Annotated in this window: 16 protein-coding genes; 8 read left to right on the top strand and 8 right to left on the bottom strand. The window is 66.7% G+C overall.

What is annotated here, in order from left to right; all coding sequences use genetic code 11:
• The first annotated feature begins 108 nt into the window (after positions 1 to 108).
• Complete coding sequence (locus VF34_RS01390) at positions 109 to 1,356, top strand: geranylgeranyl reductase family protein (protein ID WP_032375584.1); 1,248 nt, start codon at positions 109 to 111, stop codon at positions 1,354 to 1,356.
• Between the two features lie 12 nt (positions 1,357 to 1,368).
• Here the strand turns inward: VF34_RS01390 and VF34_RS01385 are convergent, their stop codons facing one another.
• The 4 genes from VF34_RS01385 to VF34_RS01370 form a co-directional block, all read right to left on the bottom strand.
• Positions 1,369 to 2,064 (bottom strand): demethylmenaquinone methyltransferase, encoded by a 696-nt coding sequence (locus VF34_RS01385; RefSeq protein ID WP_027498286.1) that lies wholly within the window; start codon positions 2,062 to 2,064, stop codon positions 1,369 to 1,371.
• A gap of 14 nt (positions 2,065 to 2,078) precedes the next feature.
• Positions 2,079 to 3,218 (bottom strand): glycosyltransferase family 4 protein, encoded by a 1,140-nt coding sequence (locus VF34_RS01380; protein ID WP_197077412.1) that lies wholly within the window; start codon positions 3,216 to 3,218, stop codon positions 2,079 to 2,081.
• A 63-nt stretch (positions 3,219 to 3,281) separates the two neighbouring features.
• Complete coding sequence (locus VF34_RS01375) at positions 3,282 to 3,707, bottom strand: glutaredoxin domain-containing protein (RefSeq protein WP_032375582.1); 426 nt, start codon at positions 3,705 to 3,707, stop codon at positions 3,282 to 3,284.
• A complete protein-coding gene (locus VF34_RS01370) occupies positions 3,700 to 4,188 on the bottom strand; it encodes a hypothetical protein (protein ID WP_045840680.1) in 489 nt (162 codons plus the stop codon). Before VF34_RS01370 ends, VF34_RS01375 begins: the two co-directional genes overlap by 8 nt.
• Positions 4,189 to 4,243: 55 nt before the next feature.
• Between VF34_RS01370 and VF34_RS01365 the strand changes: the two genes are divergently transcribed.
• Complete coding sequence (locus VF34_RS01365) at positions 4,244 to 4,747, top strand: DUF2505 domain-containing protein (protein WP_027498290.1); 504 nt, start codon at positions 4,244 to 4,246, stop codon at positions 4,745 to 4,747.
• On the opposite strand, the gene menD is transcribed toward VF34_RS01365, so the two are convergent.
• Positions 4,744 to 6,354, bottom strand: coding sequence for a 2-succinyl-5-enolpyruvyl-6-hydroxy-3-cyclohexene-1-carboxylic-acid synthase (gene menD, locus VF34_RS01360; RefSeq protein ID WP_032375581.1), 1,611 nt, complete (start codon positions 6,352 to 6,354; stop codon positions 4,744 to 4,746). The genes VF34_RS01365 and menD overlap by 4 nt on opposite strands.
• A 62-nt stretch (positions 6,355 to 6,416) precedes the next feature.
• On the opposite strand from menD, the gene VF34_RS01355 reads away from it, so the two are divergent.
• From VF34_RS01355 to VF34_RS01340, 4 genes are read left to right on the top strand one after another with little or no spacing between them, the layout of a single operon-like run.
• Positions 6,417 to 7,004 carry a flavin reductase family protein gene (locus tag VF34_RS01355; protein ID WP_032365245.1) on the top strand — a complete coding sequence of 196 codons (588 nt, stop codon included), beginning with the start codon at positions 6,417 to 6,419 and terminating at the stop codon, positions 7,002 to 7,004.
• A complete protein-coding gene (locus VF34_RS01350; protein WP_032375604.1) occupies positions 7,001 to 8,065 on the top strand; it encodes an AbrB family transcriptional regulator in 1,065 nt (354 codons plus the stop codon). The genes VF34_RS01355 and VF34_RS01350 overlap by 4 nt, the downstream gene beginning before the upstream one ends.
• Before the next feature lie 49 nt (positions 8,066 to 8,114).
• Positions 8,115 to 8,963: a siderophore-interacting protein gene (locus VF34_RS01345; protein ID WP_032375580.1), complete on the top strand. Its 849-nt coding sequence runs from the start codon at positions 8,115 to 8,117 to the stop codon at positions 8,961 to 8,963.
• Between the two features lie 22 nt (positions 8,964 to 8,985).
• A complete protein-coding gene (locus VF34_RS01340) occupies positions 8,986 to 10,383 on the top strand; it encodes a DUF2252 domain-containing protein (RefSeq protein ID WP_027498295.1) in 1,398 nt (465 codons plus the stop codon).
• A gap of 51 nt (positions 10,384 to 10,434) precedes the next feature.
• Here VF34_RS01340 and VF34_RS01335 read toward each other — a convergent pair whose 3' ends face one another.
• The 3 genes from VF34_RS01335 to VF34_RS01325 are packed head-to-tail and all read right to left on the bottom strand — an operon-like array spanning position 10,435 to position 12,543.
• On the bottom strand, positions 10,435 to 10,878 hold the full coding sequence (locus tag VF34_RS01335; protein ID WP_027498296.1) for a DUF6918 family protein: 444 nt from the start codon (positions 10,876 to 10,878) through the stop codon (positions 10,435 to 10,437).
• 52 nt (positions 10,879 to 10,930) lie between these two features.
• On the bottom strand, positions 10,931 to 11,902 hold the full coding sequence (locus VF34_RS01330) for an o-succinylbenzoate synthase (RefSeq protein ID WP_032375579.1): 972 nt from the start codon (positions 11,900 to 11,902) through the stop codon (positions 10,931 to 10,933).
• Positions 11,899 to 12,543 carry a PaaI family thioesterase gene (locus VF34_RS01325; protein WP_027498298.1) on the bottom strand — a complete coding sequence of 215 codons (645 nt, stop codon included), beginning with the start codon at positions 12,541 to 12,543 and terminating at the stop codon, positions 11,899 to 11,901. Before VF34_RS01325 ends, VF34_RS01330 begins: the two co-directional genes overlap by 4 nt.
• 68 nt (positions 12,544 to 12,611) lie before the next feature.
• Between VF34_RS01325 and VF34_RS01320 the strand changes: the two genes are divergently transcribed.
• Both VF34_RS01320 and VF34_RS01315 read left to right on the top strand, forming a co-directional pair.
• The gene (locus tag VF34_RS01320; RefSeq protein WP_027498299.1) at positions 12,612 to 13,505 is read left to right on the top strand and encodes a 1,4-dihydroxy-2-naphthoyl-CoA synthase; all 894 of its coding nucleotides are present in this window, start codon (positions 12,612 to 12,614) and stop codon (positions 13,503 to 13,505) included.
• 6 nt (positions 13,506 to 13,511) lie between these two features.
• The gene (locus tag VF34_RS01315; protein WP_230595429.1) at positions 13,512 to 14,633 is read left to right on the top strand and encodes a GGDEF domain-containing protein; all 1,122 of its coding nucleotides are present in this window, start codon (positions 13,512 to 13,514) and stop codon (positions 14,631 to 14,633) included.
• Positions 14,634 to 14,642 lie beyond the last annotated feature (9 nt).

Here is a 14,642-nt window from a genome sequence, read left to right as displayed (position 1 = left end):
ACGACGTCACCGCTCCGACGGTGAACACCCCCGATGAGCAGGGCCTCGACAACGGTCGACCGAAGGCCCTGACGGCGCAGCACCGCGGCAATCGGGATACTGGGATCTGTGACCTCATCCAACCCGGCCCTGCCCTCCTCGACCGATGTGTTGGTCGTGGGCGCGGGCCCCGCAGGATCGTCCGCGGCAGCGTGGGCAGCGCGTTCCGGCCGCGACGTCGTACTCGCCGACGCGGCCGTCTTTCCCCGGGACAAGACGTGCGGCGACGGGCTGACTCCGCGCGCGGTCGCCGAACTCGATCGGTTGGGCCTGGGTGAATGGGTTCGCGGTACCGCGCGCAATCGCGGGTTGCGCCTGAGTGGGTTCGGCCAGGAACTCGAGCTCGAATGGCCGAGCAGATCTTTCCCGGCGGTGGGCAGCGCCGTCCCGCGAACCGAATTGGACGACCGTATTCGCCGCGTCGCCGTCGAGGCCGGGGCTGTGATGGCCGAGGGTGCCAAAGCGGTGTCCGTCACCCGCGACGGAAATGCGGTCCGAACGGTGACGCTGCAGACCGGCGAAGGCAGCCACGAGGTCGCGTGCCGCACTCTGATCGTCGCCGACGGAGTCCGGTCCACGCTGGGCAAGCAACTCGGACGCCAGTGGCACCGCGACACCGCGTTCGGCGTCGCCGCCCGCGCGTACATCACGTCTGCGCGCAGCGACGACGAATGGATCAGCTCACACCTCGAACTGCGCGACGGCGCAGGCACGCTGCAGCCCGGCTACGGATGGGTCTTCCCCCTGAACGACGGCAACATCAACATCGGCGTCGGCACGCTGGCCACCGCCACCCGGCCCGCACCGGGAGCCCTGCGTCCCCTGCTGGACCTCTACACCCAGCAGCGGCGGTCGGAATGGGAATTGACCGGCGAGCTGCGGTCGGTCGCTTCGGCGCTGCTGCCGATGGGCGGGGCGGTCTCCGGCGTCGCGGGGGTGAACTGGGCGATCATCGGCGACGCCGCAGCGTGCGTGAACCCACTCAACGGTGAGGGCATCGACTACGGACTCGAAGGCGGCCGCATGGTCGTCGACCTTCTCGATCACGCCGACCTGACCGACGCCTGGCCGACTGTGCTGCGTGAGCACTACGGTCAAGCCTTCTCCATTGCTCGACGCCTCGCCGGACTGCTGACCGTGCCGAGGTTCCTGCCCGCAGCGGGCCCGGTGGGCATGCGCTCGCGGGCACTGATGAAAGTTGCCGTCCGGTGCATGGGCAATCTGGTCACCGAGGCCGACAGCGACCTCGTCGCTCGTACGTGGCGAACCGCGGGAACCACGTCATTGAAAATCGATTCGCGGCCGCCGTTTTCGTAGCCGCGCGCGGACTCAGGGCCGAATTGCCTTGTGCAGAGCCACGATTCCGCCGGTGAGGTTGCGCCACTGCACGTCGGTCCAGCCGGCGTCGGCGATGCGCTGAGCCAACTGCTCCTGGGTTGGCCACGCGCGAATGGACTCGGCGAGATAGACGTAGGCGTCGGGGTTGCTGCTCACTGCGCGAGCGACTTTGGGGAGCGCCTTCATCAGGTACTCCATGTATGCCGTGCGGAACGGGCCGAAGACCGGGGTGGAGAATTCCGACACCACAAGACGCCCACCGGGTTTGGTGACTCGGGCAATTTCGCGCAGACCGGCATCGAAGTCGGAGACATTGCGAAGACCGAACGAGATGGTGGCGGCGTCGAAACTGGCGTCGGCGTACGGAAGCGCCATCGCGTCACCGGCGACCATCGGCACTCCGCGGGAGAGTCCGGCTCGGAGCATGCCCTTGGAGAAGTCGGTGGCGACGCACCAGGCCCCGCTGCGTCCGAGTTCGACCGTGGAGACGCCGGTGCCGGCGGCGAGATCGAGGACCCGCTCGCCCGGCTTCAGGTCGAGTGCTCGGCGGGTCAGCTTGCGCCAGCTGCGGTCCTGGCCGAACGACAGAACGGTGTTGGTGATGTCGTAGCGGCGGGCGACGCCGTCGAACATCGACGCCACCTCGTGGGGCTCTTTTTCCAGGGTTGCGCGCGATGTCGTGGCCACGAACTCCAGCTTACTCAGGCTGCTTCGGTCACCCGTGGCGCTGTGATGCCTTGCACGTCGTAGTAGTGGGAGATCAGCTCGTCGCAGATGGCAGGCCAGGTGCGGTGCAGAACCGATCGGCGGGCGGCGTTGCCGAAGCGGGCGCGGGTGGTGGGTTCGGCGAGGGCGCCGACTGCACTGGGCAGCAGCTCGGTGAACTTGTCGACCGGCAGTAGGTAGCCGTTGCGGCAGTGCGAGACCAGATCGCGGGGTCCGCCGGCGTCGGGCCCGATGACGGGTACTCCGCTGGCGAGGGCTTCTTGGACTGCCTGACAGAAGGTTTCGTGTTCGCCGGGGTGGACGAAGATGTCGAAGCTGGCGTAGGCCTGCGCGAGTTCGTCTCCGCCGAGTTGCCCGGTGAAGATCGCATTCGGCATCAACGCCTGCAGTGTTGCCGTATCGGGTCCGCCGCCGACGATCACCAGCTGAACCGACGGATCTGCGGCCAGCACGGCGAGCCGCTCGACGTGCTTCTCCGGCGCGAGCCTGCCGACGAACCCGACGATCAGCTTTTCACCTGCTCCCCATCGGCCGCGAAGGGTGGCCGACGCGGCCGAGGGCGCGAACCGAACCGCGTCCACTCCCCTGGCCCACCGGTGTACGCGCGGGATGCCGTGCTGCTCGAGAGCGTCGACGGCCGAGGTGGACGGTGCCAGAGTGCGGGCCGCTCCGCGGTGCAGTCTCCTGGTCCAACGCCACGCGGCCTTCGAGGTCAAGCCGAGGCCGTAGCTCGCGGCGAATCCTGCGACATCGGTCTGGTAGACGGCGACGGCAGGCACGTCGAGGCGGTTCGCGGCGGCCAGACCACCCGCTCCGAGCAGGAACGGGGACGCCAGATGCACGACGTCGGGCGCGAAGGTCCTTAGCGCAGAGACCATCCCGAGGCCAGGAACACCGACGGGTAGGGAGCTGACCTTCGGCACCATCACGGACGGCACTCGGTGGACCGGGACGCCGTTGTGCCAGGTCGCCGCTCGCGGTCCCGACGGGTTGTCGGGGGCGACGACGATGGCGTCGTGCCCGGTCTTCTCGAGATGTTCGAGGACACGGATCACCGAGTGGGTGACGCCGTTCATGTTGGGTAAGAACGATTCCGCAACGATGGCTACTCGCACGGTCCTCAGTGTGGGTGGCCACGCAGTCGCCCAGGCATGGACGACGTTACGTGTGGGCCAACGTCACACGAATTGCTGGGCGACCCACGACGGACTCGGGTTGGTGCGGTGTCCGGTACCCACGAACACCGTCGGAACCGTCTCGTTCCCGTCGTTCACCGACCGAACCCGCGCTGCGGCAGCTGCATCTGCGCGGATGTTCGTCCACACGGCCTTCTTTCCGCGGAGCAACAGCGCAACCCGTAGCCGAAGGCAGAAGATGCAACCGGGACGCCAGTAGATCAGCGGCACCGATTTTTCGGTCGCAGCCACTCGAGACGCGTCGTCGGACAGAGAACGGGGATACAGCACCGGAGTCGTCAGGACGAGCAGGAACACCACCACGAGCACCATGATCACGATCGAGGACGCGACGTTGCCGAAGTTCACCAACGCGAACCCGGCCACCGCGGCGACAGCAGCGATGACCCACTGCCTGGCATTACGCATCCTGTACCTCCATGCGCTTGGCCCCCATACGCTGGGTCTCCTTGCGACGTAACCAGAACAGGGCCGGCAGGGCGATCAGCCAGGTGACGACGATGACCGATCCAGCGGGGACGATGGCCACGGTGGCGTCACGGCCGGCTACCCGCACCAGCAGGTCGCTGTCGCTGTCGTTGTCGTCGGAGTCCGCCTTGTAGTACTCGACCTCGATGCGCTGACCCACGACGAGATTGGTGGGGTACAGCACGCCGAGTCTGGGATTGTGGGTCACGCCGTCGGGGGTGATGAAACTGACCGCCGAACGCAATTTGCCCGCCGACAGCACCTCGGCCGTCGCGACGCCCTTGTCGGAGTCGATGGTGACGTCGTTTCGCCAGGCACCGACCACCAAAAGGACCGACAGAACCGAGATGGCAACCGCGACCACGAGCACGACCAGCCGGATTCTGTGCAGAGTTCGGCTGCCCCTCTCGGTGTCGGTCACAGCATTCAGGTTACTTCGCGGCCGGTTCGCCTCCGCTCCGGTAGCCTCTGTGCTCATGTCGCGCAGCTTCGAGTTCACCGTCGAATCGTCCAATCCGCCCGCTGACGTGCATGCCGCACTCACCAGTGAAGACCAGTGGGCCGCTCGCTTCGCCAAGGCGAAGAAGACGGACGGGTACGAGATGACCAAGCACGACGACGGCGGCTTGACCGTGGACATCACGGAGGAGGTCGGCACGTCCGAACTGCCCGGGTTCGTCACGAAAGTCATCAAGGGCAAGCTGATCGTCTCGCGTACCGACCACTGGGGTCCGCTCGAAGGCGACCACGCCGAGGGCACGCTGGTCGGCGGCACCACGGGTCTCCCCGCGAAAGTGAACGGCACCCTCTCGCTTCGCCCCGACGGCACCGGAGCGAAACTGGTCGTCAAGGGTGAGTCGACCGTCAAGATTCCGCTCGTCGGCGGCAAGATCGAAGACCTGATCAACAAGATGATCAAGGACATGATCGATCAGGAAACCGGCGAAACACTCGAATGGGTTGCTGCGCAACAGAATTAGAGACGGGCCCGGATCGCTGCGTGTAGGTCGCGCAGCCCGGAGCGCTCCGTGGTCACTTCCAGCACCCTGATTCCCGTGGCATGGCCGGTGAGTTCGGTTGCCAGATCGGCCAAGTCGACCAGGTGGTGCTCCACGCGGTAGGCCCCGCACAACGCTCCCAGGTCCATTCCGTGCGGTGTTCCGAACACCCGCTCGAACACACCCGCGTACTGCGGGTCGCCCTGTTCGAGAAGCTCGAAGATGCCGCCGCCGTCGTCGTTGGCGACGACGATCGTCAGGTCGTCCGGACTCGGCTCGCCGGTGCCGATGAGCAGACCGGCCGCGTCGTGCAGGAACGTCAGATCACCGAGAAGCGCCACCGTGCGGCGCTTTCCGGCCATCGCCGCACCGATGGCCGTCGAGACGGTGCCGTCGATGCCGGCCACGCCACGATTGGACAGAACCTTCACGCCCGGGATCGGAGTCGAGACCAGGGCCGCGTCGCGCACGGGGTTGGAGGCTCCGAGCACCAGCTGATCTCCGGGCTGCAATGCCGACATCACCGCGTCGGCAACGTGCAGACCCGTCGGCTTGGGGTGCTCTCGAAGTTGTTGGTGCACAGCCTTTTCGGCTCTCTCGGACAGCGCGGCGCAACGGGCGATCCACGCGGGATCGGGTGCGCCGGTGGTCACGGCACGCGTGCCGGTGGCCAGCACGTTGCCCGAGACGTCGGGCCAACGCGGGCCGGTGGTGAGCGCGATGACGTCCACCGCCGGATCCGCGAGCAGCGCCGACACCTGACGGTGCAGGGTCGGACGACCGGTGATGACGGCTTGACGCGGCTTCAACTGCGCAAGAGCCAAGGGATGCAACGCAATTCCGTGCAGTGGCGCTGTCGGCTCGGCAACGGTCGGCAGCCCGGCGAGCTCAGGACGAACGGCTCCGCCGTGCCCGGACACGACGACGGTGTCGACCGACAGATCGAGTTCGACCGGCACGTCGAGGGTCGCCTGGGTGGTCGAGGTCCACGGCATCCCGTCGGGACGTCCTTCGGGCCGGGCCCCCGGATCGCCGAGGGCGGGGACCAACGGTTCACGCAGTGGAATGTCGAAGTGCACCGGTCCGGCGTTGCCCGAGCGCGCACCGCGCGCAGCGGCGATGACTCGCGAGACCGCGCTTCGCCACTGACTGTTCTGCTTGGGTCCTTCCTCGGCGAGCCCGAGGCTGATCGTTGCGCGGACCTGCGAACCGAACAGGCCCAACTGCTCGATGGTCTGGTTGGCACCGGTGCCGAGCATCTCGTACGGCCGGTTGGCACTGATGACGATCAGCGGGATCCGGGCGTAGTTCGCTTCGAGCACTGCGGGCCCGAGGTTCGCCACCGCTGTTCCCGACGTCATCACCACCGGGACAGGTTGGCCGCTGCCCAGGCTCAGTCCGATGGCCAGGAATCCGGCGGTCCGCTCGTCGATCCGCATGTGCAGTCGTAGCCGGCCGGCCGCGTCGGCTTCCTGCAGAGCGAAGGCCAACGGGGCGTTGCGCGAGCCGGGACAGAGCACGACGTCTTCGATCCCGCTGCGCGCCAGTTCGTCGACGACTGCAGTGGCCTGAGCGGTGGACGGATTCACAGTTTCCAGAGTGTCAGATGCTCCGGTCGGCCGCCGCAACCGGGCTTTGACAGTATTGAGGCGTGCGTACAGTCTTCCGGCCCGACGAGGTCTCCTCCCGCCGCTTCTACCAGCTACTGACCGCGTCGGTGGTCCCCAGGCCCATCGCCTGGATCTCCACGGTCTCGGCCGACGGTGTGGCGAACCTCGCGCCCTACAGCTTCTTCACCGTCTCGTCCGTGGAACCGCCGGTCGTCCAGTTCACGTCCGTGACCCGCAAGGACAGTCTGCGCAACATCGAGGCCACCGGCGAGTTCGTCGTCAACCTGGCCACGGCACCGTTGGTCGATCAGGTCAACGGCAGCTCGGCGAGCTTCGAGCACGGCGTCAGCGAGTTCGAGGCCGTCGGCATCGAGAGCGAACCCAGTGCGATCGTCACGCCGCCGCGGGTAGCCGCGGCCCCGATCGCCATCGAAGCCACCCTGCACCGCGTCGTCGAGGTGGGAAACTGCTTCGTCGTCATGGGCAGCGTCGTCGCGGTGTCGGTTCGACCCGAATTTCTCGCCGAGGACGGCCTGCCCGAGTTCGAGACCATCGCTCCGCTCAGTCGACTCGGCCGTACCGAGTGGGGACTGCCGCCCGAGGTTCGCGAGATCGAGCGACCTTCTTGATTCGCTGGCTGCTGCTGGTTCTCGTCACGGTCGCACTGACCGTCGGGGCCGATGCGCTCGGCGTGCCGTCGGCTGCGTTGTTCGTTGCACTGTTGGTGGCGATCGTGTTCGCGCTCGCCGGATGGGCTCCGACGACCGGAACCGAGCGAGCGCCGCTCCCCCGCAGACTCGGCATGGCGGCGCAGGCAATCCTCGGCGTCGAAATCGGCACGCTCGTGCAGAGCGACACTCTGAGCTCGCTGGGCGATACCTGGCTGCCGGTACTGCTGGCATGCATCGGCACCCTGTTGCTGTCGATCGCGGCCGGCGCGCTGTTGGGGCTTCGTAAAGACATCGATTCACTGACCGGCTCCTTGGCGCTGGTCGCAGGCGGAGCCTCGGGACTGGTGGCGATCACCCAGGAGTTGGGCGGCGACGAACGCGTGGTCGCGGTGGTGCAATACCTGCGCGTGGTACTGGTGACCACAACGCTGCCGCTGGTCGCAACCCTGGTGTTCGACGCCCAACCCGGACAATCTTCGGTCACCGCCGACGTGCACGAGGCGCTGTGGATCGATCTTGCGTTCGTCCTGATCTGCGGCGTCATCGGGGTAATGCTGGCCAAGGTGATCCGGCTGCCCGCCCCCGCCCTGCTCGGCCCGCTGATGATCGCCACGCTCGCCGACGTGCTCGGCGTCTCGTTCGACGCGTCCGTCCCGACGCTGTTGCTGTGGGCGGCGTACATCGTCATCGGCTGGCAGGCCGGACTGCGGTTCACCGTCGCCAGCTTGAAGTCGATCTCGCGGGTCCTGCCCGCATCGCTGATGTTGATCATCGCCGTCACCGTCTGCTGCGCGATGCTCGGCCTGTGGCTGGCGTCCGCGACGGGGACGAGCGGCTACGAGGGCTACCTCGCAACCACTCCCGGCGGAGTGTACGCGGTGCTGGCCATCGCCGCGTCGACCGGGGCGAACGTCACCTTCGTCGTGGCCGCCCAGGTGATCCGCGTGTTCATGATGCTGTTCGCAGTACCCGTCGGAGCCAAGGTGGTCCAGCGCTACCGGCGCGGTCGGCCCGAGTGAGAGATCGACGGAAACCCATCACAGCTTAGGGTCGGCTAACCTGTGCGGCATGGGTAAGTACCTCAAACCGGAGAACCCCGCGTTCTACCGCCTGACCGTGCTCGGGAGCGAGCGAATCAGCCCCAGCTTCATCCGGGTGACCCTCGGCGGCGATTCGTTGTCGAACTTCCGCTACATGGGCTACGACCACTGGTTTCGCCTGTTCCTGCCGCAGGCGGGCCAGGACGAGCCGCGCATCCCCAGCGCCACCTCGATGCTCTGGTACGCCCAGTATCTGACGTTCTCCAAAGACACCAAGCCGGCGGTCCGCAACTACACGGTCAGCCGATACCGCGCTGCGGGAGAGGGCACGTACGGCGACGGCCCGGCGCTGGATGTGGACTTCGTGGTACACGGCGAAGTAGATGGTGGCGGCGGAACCGGTGGTCACAGTGGTCCGGCGTCATCGTGGGCTACCAGGGCGGTCCCAGGCGATCGCGTCGCGATCTTCGACGAAGGCCGCATCTACACGTTCGAGGGACAATCGAGCTGGCAGTTGCTCGTCGGCGACGAGAGTGCTGCCCCGGCGATTCTCGGCATTCTGCGGTCGTTGCCGGCCGACGTTCGGGTCAAGGCCTTCGTCGAAGTGCCCACCGAGGCCGACATCCAGAAGCAGGACGTGCACGCAGGCGTCGACATCGAATGGATCGTGCGCCCCAACCCGCTGGCCAAGCCGGGCGAGGCCGCGTTGGCCGCGGTGCAGAAAGCCGAGCTTCCGGACGGCGATCCTTTCGTCTACGTGGCCGGGGAACAGGGGTTGGCGACGGGCCTGCGTAGATACCTGGTGAACGAGCGTTCCGTACCCAAGTCTCGGATCTGCTTCACCGGATACTGGAAGTTCGGTAAAGCCGCCCCGTAGCCCTCGATTAGTGTGACTTCACATGCCCGGCTCCGGAAAAGGTCATACCGTCGTCACCGACTCGGCAGCAGTCGACAGCGCGCCGTACGCGTCGTTGCGTGCGCGGCCACTCCCCCGAGCGGAACGATACGAGCTGGGTCGACGCCTGCGCGACAAGGTCCCGATCGCATCGCTGGGCGACTGGACACCGCCGCCGGATCGCCCGGACCCGGTGCAGCAGATCGAGTACTCGCACCAGGGCCGGATCGAATGGCTCATACCCACGCGCCTCGAGCGCATGGTCGAATCCCCGTACGGCTTCCTGCGCGGCACGGCCATCGTCATGGCTCGGGATGTAGCGATGCTGCCGTCGACCGGTATCAATCCGGTGATCAGCGGCGACGCCCACCTCGGAAACTTCGGGTTCTACGCCTCCCCCGAACGCGACCTCGTCATCGACCTCAACGACTTCGACGAAGCGCACCCGGGTGCCTGGGAATGGGATCTACGACGCCTCGCCGCGAGCATCTGGGTGGCCGGCCGACAGAACGGACGCAGCGAGGATCGGTGCCGCGATGCCGTCGCCGCCTGCGTGTCCGCGTATCGAATCGAGGTCGCGCGCCTCGCCGACGAACCGCTGATGTCGCGGTCGTTCCAACGGTTGACGGCCGAGAAACTGCAACGGGATGCCACTGCGGGATCGTTGCGCAAGGAGATCAAACGCGCCACCAAGAAAGCGCGTCGACGCACCAGTGACCGCGTCCTGCCGCGATTCACCGAGGAACACGAGGGCACTCGCAGGATCGTCGAGGAGCCGCCGATCACCACCCGAATCTCGGCCGAGGACGAGGAATTGCTGGCCGTCGGACTGGACGAATACCTGCTCACCCTCACCCCGCATTGGCGTCGGGTGCTGGGGGGATACACGTTGATCGACGTCGCGCATCGCGTCGTCGGAGTCGGCAGTGTCGGGCTCCGGGCGTACGTGGCACTGCTCGAAGGCACCAGCGCGGACGACGTCGTGTTCCTGCAGCTCAAGCAGGCCAGACGGTCGGTGCTTGCCCCGTACGTGCACGGCGAATCGGCCTGGCACGACCATCAGGGACAACGCGTGGTGGAGTACCAGCAGGATCTGCAGACGGTCAGCGATCCACTGCTGGGGTGGTGCACGATCGCCGGACGGCAGTACTACGTGCGGCAGTTCCGCAACATGAAGGGGACGATCGATCTCTCGTCGATCGATGCACCCGCGCTGGTGGACTACGCGCGGGTGGTGGGTCGACTACTCGCGAAGGGACACGCTCGCACCAGCGGCGCGTCGATGATCTCGGGATACACGGGCGATTCCGATGAACTCGACGTCGCACTGTGCCGATTCGCGCGGCTCTACGCCGACCAAACCGAGGCCGATTGGGAGCGATTGAGCGCTACGCGCATGTGAGTGGAAACTCGTACCCTGCTACGAATTTCCACTCACATGCGGCGAAGCCGCTCAGGCGTGCTTGGCGACCAGATCGCCGACGCGCGGCAGTGCCTCGGTGACGTTCTTCTTCGCCGAGCCACGCAGGCTGCCGTAGAACTTCTTGACGACGGACTTGTCCGTCTCCTCGATGCGCGCATCGGTGACCGAGAGCAGAGCGTCGGACGCGGCATCTCCGTTGGCGGCGAGATACTCACCGAACGTGCCCTGCGGGGCGGCGTTGTACGACTGCCAGAACGGATCGAGCTTGTCGACGAAATCGGGCCACAGAGCCGAGACCGCATTGTCGATGTAGGACGGACCGACCTTCTTCACTGCGCCGTAGCCCCCCTTGACCGCGAGGCCACTGGCGCCCTTCTTGTCGGCTACCTCGGCGTCGATCAATGCCAGCACGTCGACGCGCAGAGCGTCGGCCTTCGACTCGTCGAGCAGCGAATCCTTCAGTGCAGCAACCACTTCGAACTTCCTCCCAGATGTGTCGGCGGCCCCACGCGGACCGGGCGCAACACTACCGCAGCAGTGCGTGGCAGCGCCGCACTCGCTCGATCCACCACTGGGTGCGCTCGGCGTCGGCACCGAGTTCGATCAACGCGTGCGGATCCGGTTCGACGCTCTGGACCGGATACGTTCCGTCAACCACCTCGGGTGCCGGTGCAACGTCGCGAACGAACAGGCTGCCCGTCCCCAGTCCGCAGGCGAATTCGAGATGCGGCAGCGCGGCGGCAGCGGCGAGCCCCGAGGCGATGCCCACAGCCGAATCGAGTGCACTCGACACGACCACCGGCACGCCGTACTCCCCCAGTTCGCCGGCCAGTTCGAGCAGTGCGCGCATGCCACCGAGCGGAGCGACCTTGAGTACCGCGATGTCCGCGCCGCCGGCCCGCACGACCTTCATCGGGTCCTCGGCCCGACGGATGCTCTCGTCCGCGGCCACCCGAACTCCCGGAGCCCGGCGGCGCAGCTCGACGAGCTCGGCAACCGTGGCGCACGGCTGCTCCGCGTATTCGAGTGGCCCGTCCGCAGTGAGAGCAGCCAACGCAGTGACTGCCTCGTCGACGGTCCAGCCCCCGTTGGCGTCGATCCGCACCCGCGGCACCAGCTCGCGCACCGCACGAACGCGAGCCACGTCGTCGGCCAGGCTCTGCCCCTTCTCGGCCACTTTCACCTTCGCCGTTTCGGCCCCGGGTGAGCGGCTCAGCACGCCCGCCACATCGGAGGCGTCGACCGCGGGCACGGTCGCGTTGACCGCGATGCGTCGACGCACTGCATTCGGCGGGCCCTCCCACGCGGCCTCGATCGCCGACGCCAACCACGGGGCGGACTCGACGTCGTCGTACTCGGGGAACGGCGAGAATTCACCCCACCCACCGGGACCACGAATCAACATCACCTCACGGGTGGTGATCCCACGGAACTTCGTCCGCATCGGCATCGAGAGCACGTGCGCACCGTCGAGCAGATCGTCGATCGGGGGAATCATTGCTGCCCCGGGAGCAACTGCACCATCAGTGCCTCGCAGTCGGCGAGCAGGTTGCCGTCCAGATCCGTCAGCCTCGCGCTGATGAACGTCTTACGACCCTCCACCTTGTCCACGGCACCCTCGACGACCAACTCGGTGTTCAGGGGGGTCACCTTGCGGTAGTTGATGTGCAGATATGCGGTCCGGCTGATCGGCCGACCGTAGGCATGCTGGATCAGGCCGAAGAGGTCGTCGAACAGCAGCGGAAGAGTGCCGCCGTGCGCGGCGGCGTTGCCACCGAGGTGGAAGCGACGGAACATGCCACGGCTGCGGACGCCGTCGGCTGCGAATTTCTCGATGATCCACGGCGGCAGCAGCAGCGAACCACGGCCCGGCAGAGCAGGTACCCGCCCCGCGGTCTGCTTGCCTTCGGCGACCACGTGCGGCTCCAACAACTCGATCAGTTCCCGAGTCTTGCTCGCGGCTGCTTCGGTGACGTCTGCGGGCAACGACGTGGACACCGCGAGATCCTGGACCGTGCGCAGTGCCTCGAGCAACTGTCCGTATTCCGGCCCCACCTTCGCCGGAACGAAACGAGGGAAGCCGCCGTGGTGGTCGTAATCGGGGTCGGAACTGCGGTCGAGCTGCATCGGATCGGTCATGACCTGCACGCTAGCTGCATCGCCCGGCCGCAGCGGATTCAGCCCTCGCCACCGTTAAGCTGGCCCACGTGACCTTCACTCCAGCACTGTGGCGTCCCGTTCCCGGCTTCGAAGATCTGACCGACATCACCTATCACCGCCACGTGTCCGACGCGACCGTGCGGGTGGCGTTCGATCGTCCCGAGATTCGCAACGCTTTTCGGCCGCACACCGTCGACGAGCTCTACCGCGCGCTCGAACACGCACGCGTGAGTTCGGACGTGGGAACGGTGCTGCTCACCGGAAACGGGCCGAGCAGCAAGGACGGCGGCTGGGCGTTCTGTTCCGGCGGCGATCAGCGCATTCGCGGACGAAGTGGCTACCAGTATGCGGACGGTGAAACGGCCGAGACGGTCGACAAGGCTCGCGCGGGCCGCCTGCACATTCTCGAGGTGCAGCGGCTGATCCGCTTCATGCCCAAGGTCGTCATCTGCCTCGTCAACGGGTGGGCAGCGGGTGGCGGGCACAGCTTACACGTGGTGTGCGATCTGACGCTCGCGAGCCGCGAACACGCTCGCTTCAAGCAGACCGACGCCGACGTGGGCAGCTTCGACGGTGGTTACGGCAGTGCGTACCTGGCCAAGATGGTCGGGCAGAAATTCGCCCGTGAGATCTTCTTCCTCGGCGAGACGTACTCGGCCGAGGAAATGCACCGCATGGGCGCGGTGAACAAGGTGGTCGATCACGCCGAACTCGAGAACACCGCCATCGAGTGGGCCGCAAAGATCAACGCCAAGTCGCCGCAGGCGCAGCGGATGCTCAAGTACGCGTTCAACCTGCAGGACGACGGTCTCGTCGGCCAGCAGTTGTTCGCCGGTGAAGCCACCCGGCTGGCGTACATGACCGACGAGGCCGTCGAGGGACGCGATGCGTTCCTGGAGAAGCGCGAGCCCGACTGGTCGCCGTTCCCCCGATATTTCTGACGCTTCGTGACCCCGAACTCGCATCACCGCGATCGCGGTACTGCCGTGGGTGCTCTGTGGGCCTGGTTCACGCAGCCGTACGACTACCGCTGGATGGCGGACTTCCAGAACTCGCGGCCCACCGGAAAGCTCATCCGATGGGTGATGGCGATCCTGACGCTGAACTACGGCGCTCTGGCGGTGGTGGCCCTCTTCTCCGACGGTGCCACGCGGAACGCCGCGGCGATCGGCTGGAAGGCATTCCTGGTCGTCATGGCGGTGGCGGTCGCGGCCGCGTGGATCGTCAAGCCGTTCCCGGGTCGTCTCGGGGTGGTGGCATTCGCGGTGTTCGCCGATCTGGGCACCGCGTCGTCGATCCTCGTCAACCCGATCGCCGACGCGATCCTGACGTGCGCGCTGTTCGCCGTCATCGGCACCTTCTGCACGTTCTTCGTCAGCCCACGGTGGCTGGTGGCTCACCTGATCTTCTCGGTGGCGTGCACCGTCGCTGCCGCGGCGGCGACATACCGCACCGGCGACGTGGACGTCGCGTCACTGATCTTCCGGACCGACGTGGTGTTGCTCGCGATCGCCGGGGTGCCGCTCACCTCGCATCTGTTGGTCACCGTGTTGACCGACGACGCCCGTAGTTCGTTGCTCGACCCGCTCACCGGGTTGCTGAATCGGCGCGGACTCGAATCGGTGATCCACGATGTCTGGTTGCTCGGCCGCGAGGAGGATCGCTGCTCGGCCGTCGTGGTGGTGGACATCGATCGCTTCAAAGCCGTCAACGACGACTACGGGCACGAGGAGGGAGACGCCGTCATCGTTCGCGTCGCCGAGCGTCTGGGCGTACACATGGGTAGATACGGCGTGATCGCGCGCACCGGCGGCGAGGAATACCTCGCCGTGGTCTCGACGTCGCGCCTGCACATCGATGCGTTGATCCACGGTGTTCGACGAGCCATGCGCGATCCCGACGACGGCGTCGCCGTGACGGTCAGTGTGGGGGCAGCCATCCTGCACGCGAGTTCACCCCTGTGGGAGCAGAACCTCGACCTCGTGACGCGGGCGATGCGGGTGGCGGACTCGATGATGTACGAGGCCAAGGCAGCCGGCGGAAACCGGATCGTCACGACGGTGCTGTGACGCCACTGA

The sequence above is a fragment of the Rhodococcus sp. PML026 genome (assembly GCF_000963615.1).
GTDB lineage: Bacteria > Actinomycetota > Actinomycetes > Mycobacteriales > Mycobacteriaceae > Rhodococcoides > Rhodococcoides fascians.
This window is presented reverse-complemented; position numbering and strand designations above follow the sequence as displayed.

Excerpts from the sequence above, each read along its gene's own strand:
- VF34_RS01345 (WP_032375580.1), top strand. The coding sequence starts at position 8,115 with ATGGGTAAGTACCTCAAACCGGAGAACCCCGCGTTCTACCGCCTGACC.
- VF34_RS01325 (WP_027498298.1), bottom strand. The coding sequence starts at position 12,543 with ATGACCGATCCGATGCAGCTCGACCGCAGTTCCGACCCCGATTACGAC.
- VF34_RS01365 (WP_027498290.1), top strand. The coding sequence starts at position 4,244 with ATGTCGCGCAGCTTCGAGTTCACCGTCGAATCGTCCAATCCGCCCGCT.
- VF34_RS01375 (WP_032375582.1), bottom strand. The coding sequence starts at position 3,707 with ATGCGTAATGCCAGGCAGTGGGTCATCGCTGCTGTCGCCGCGGTGGCC.
- VF34_RS01330 (WP_032375579.1), bottom strand. The coding sequence starts at position 11,902 with ATGATTCCCCCGATCGACGATCTGCTCGACGGTGCGCACGTGCTCTCG.
- VF34_RS01340 (WP_027498295.1), top strand. The coding sequence starts at position 8,986 with ATGCCCGGCTCCGGAAAAGGTCATACCGTCGTCACCGACTCGGCAGCA.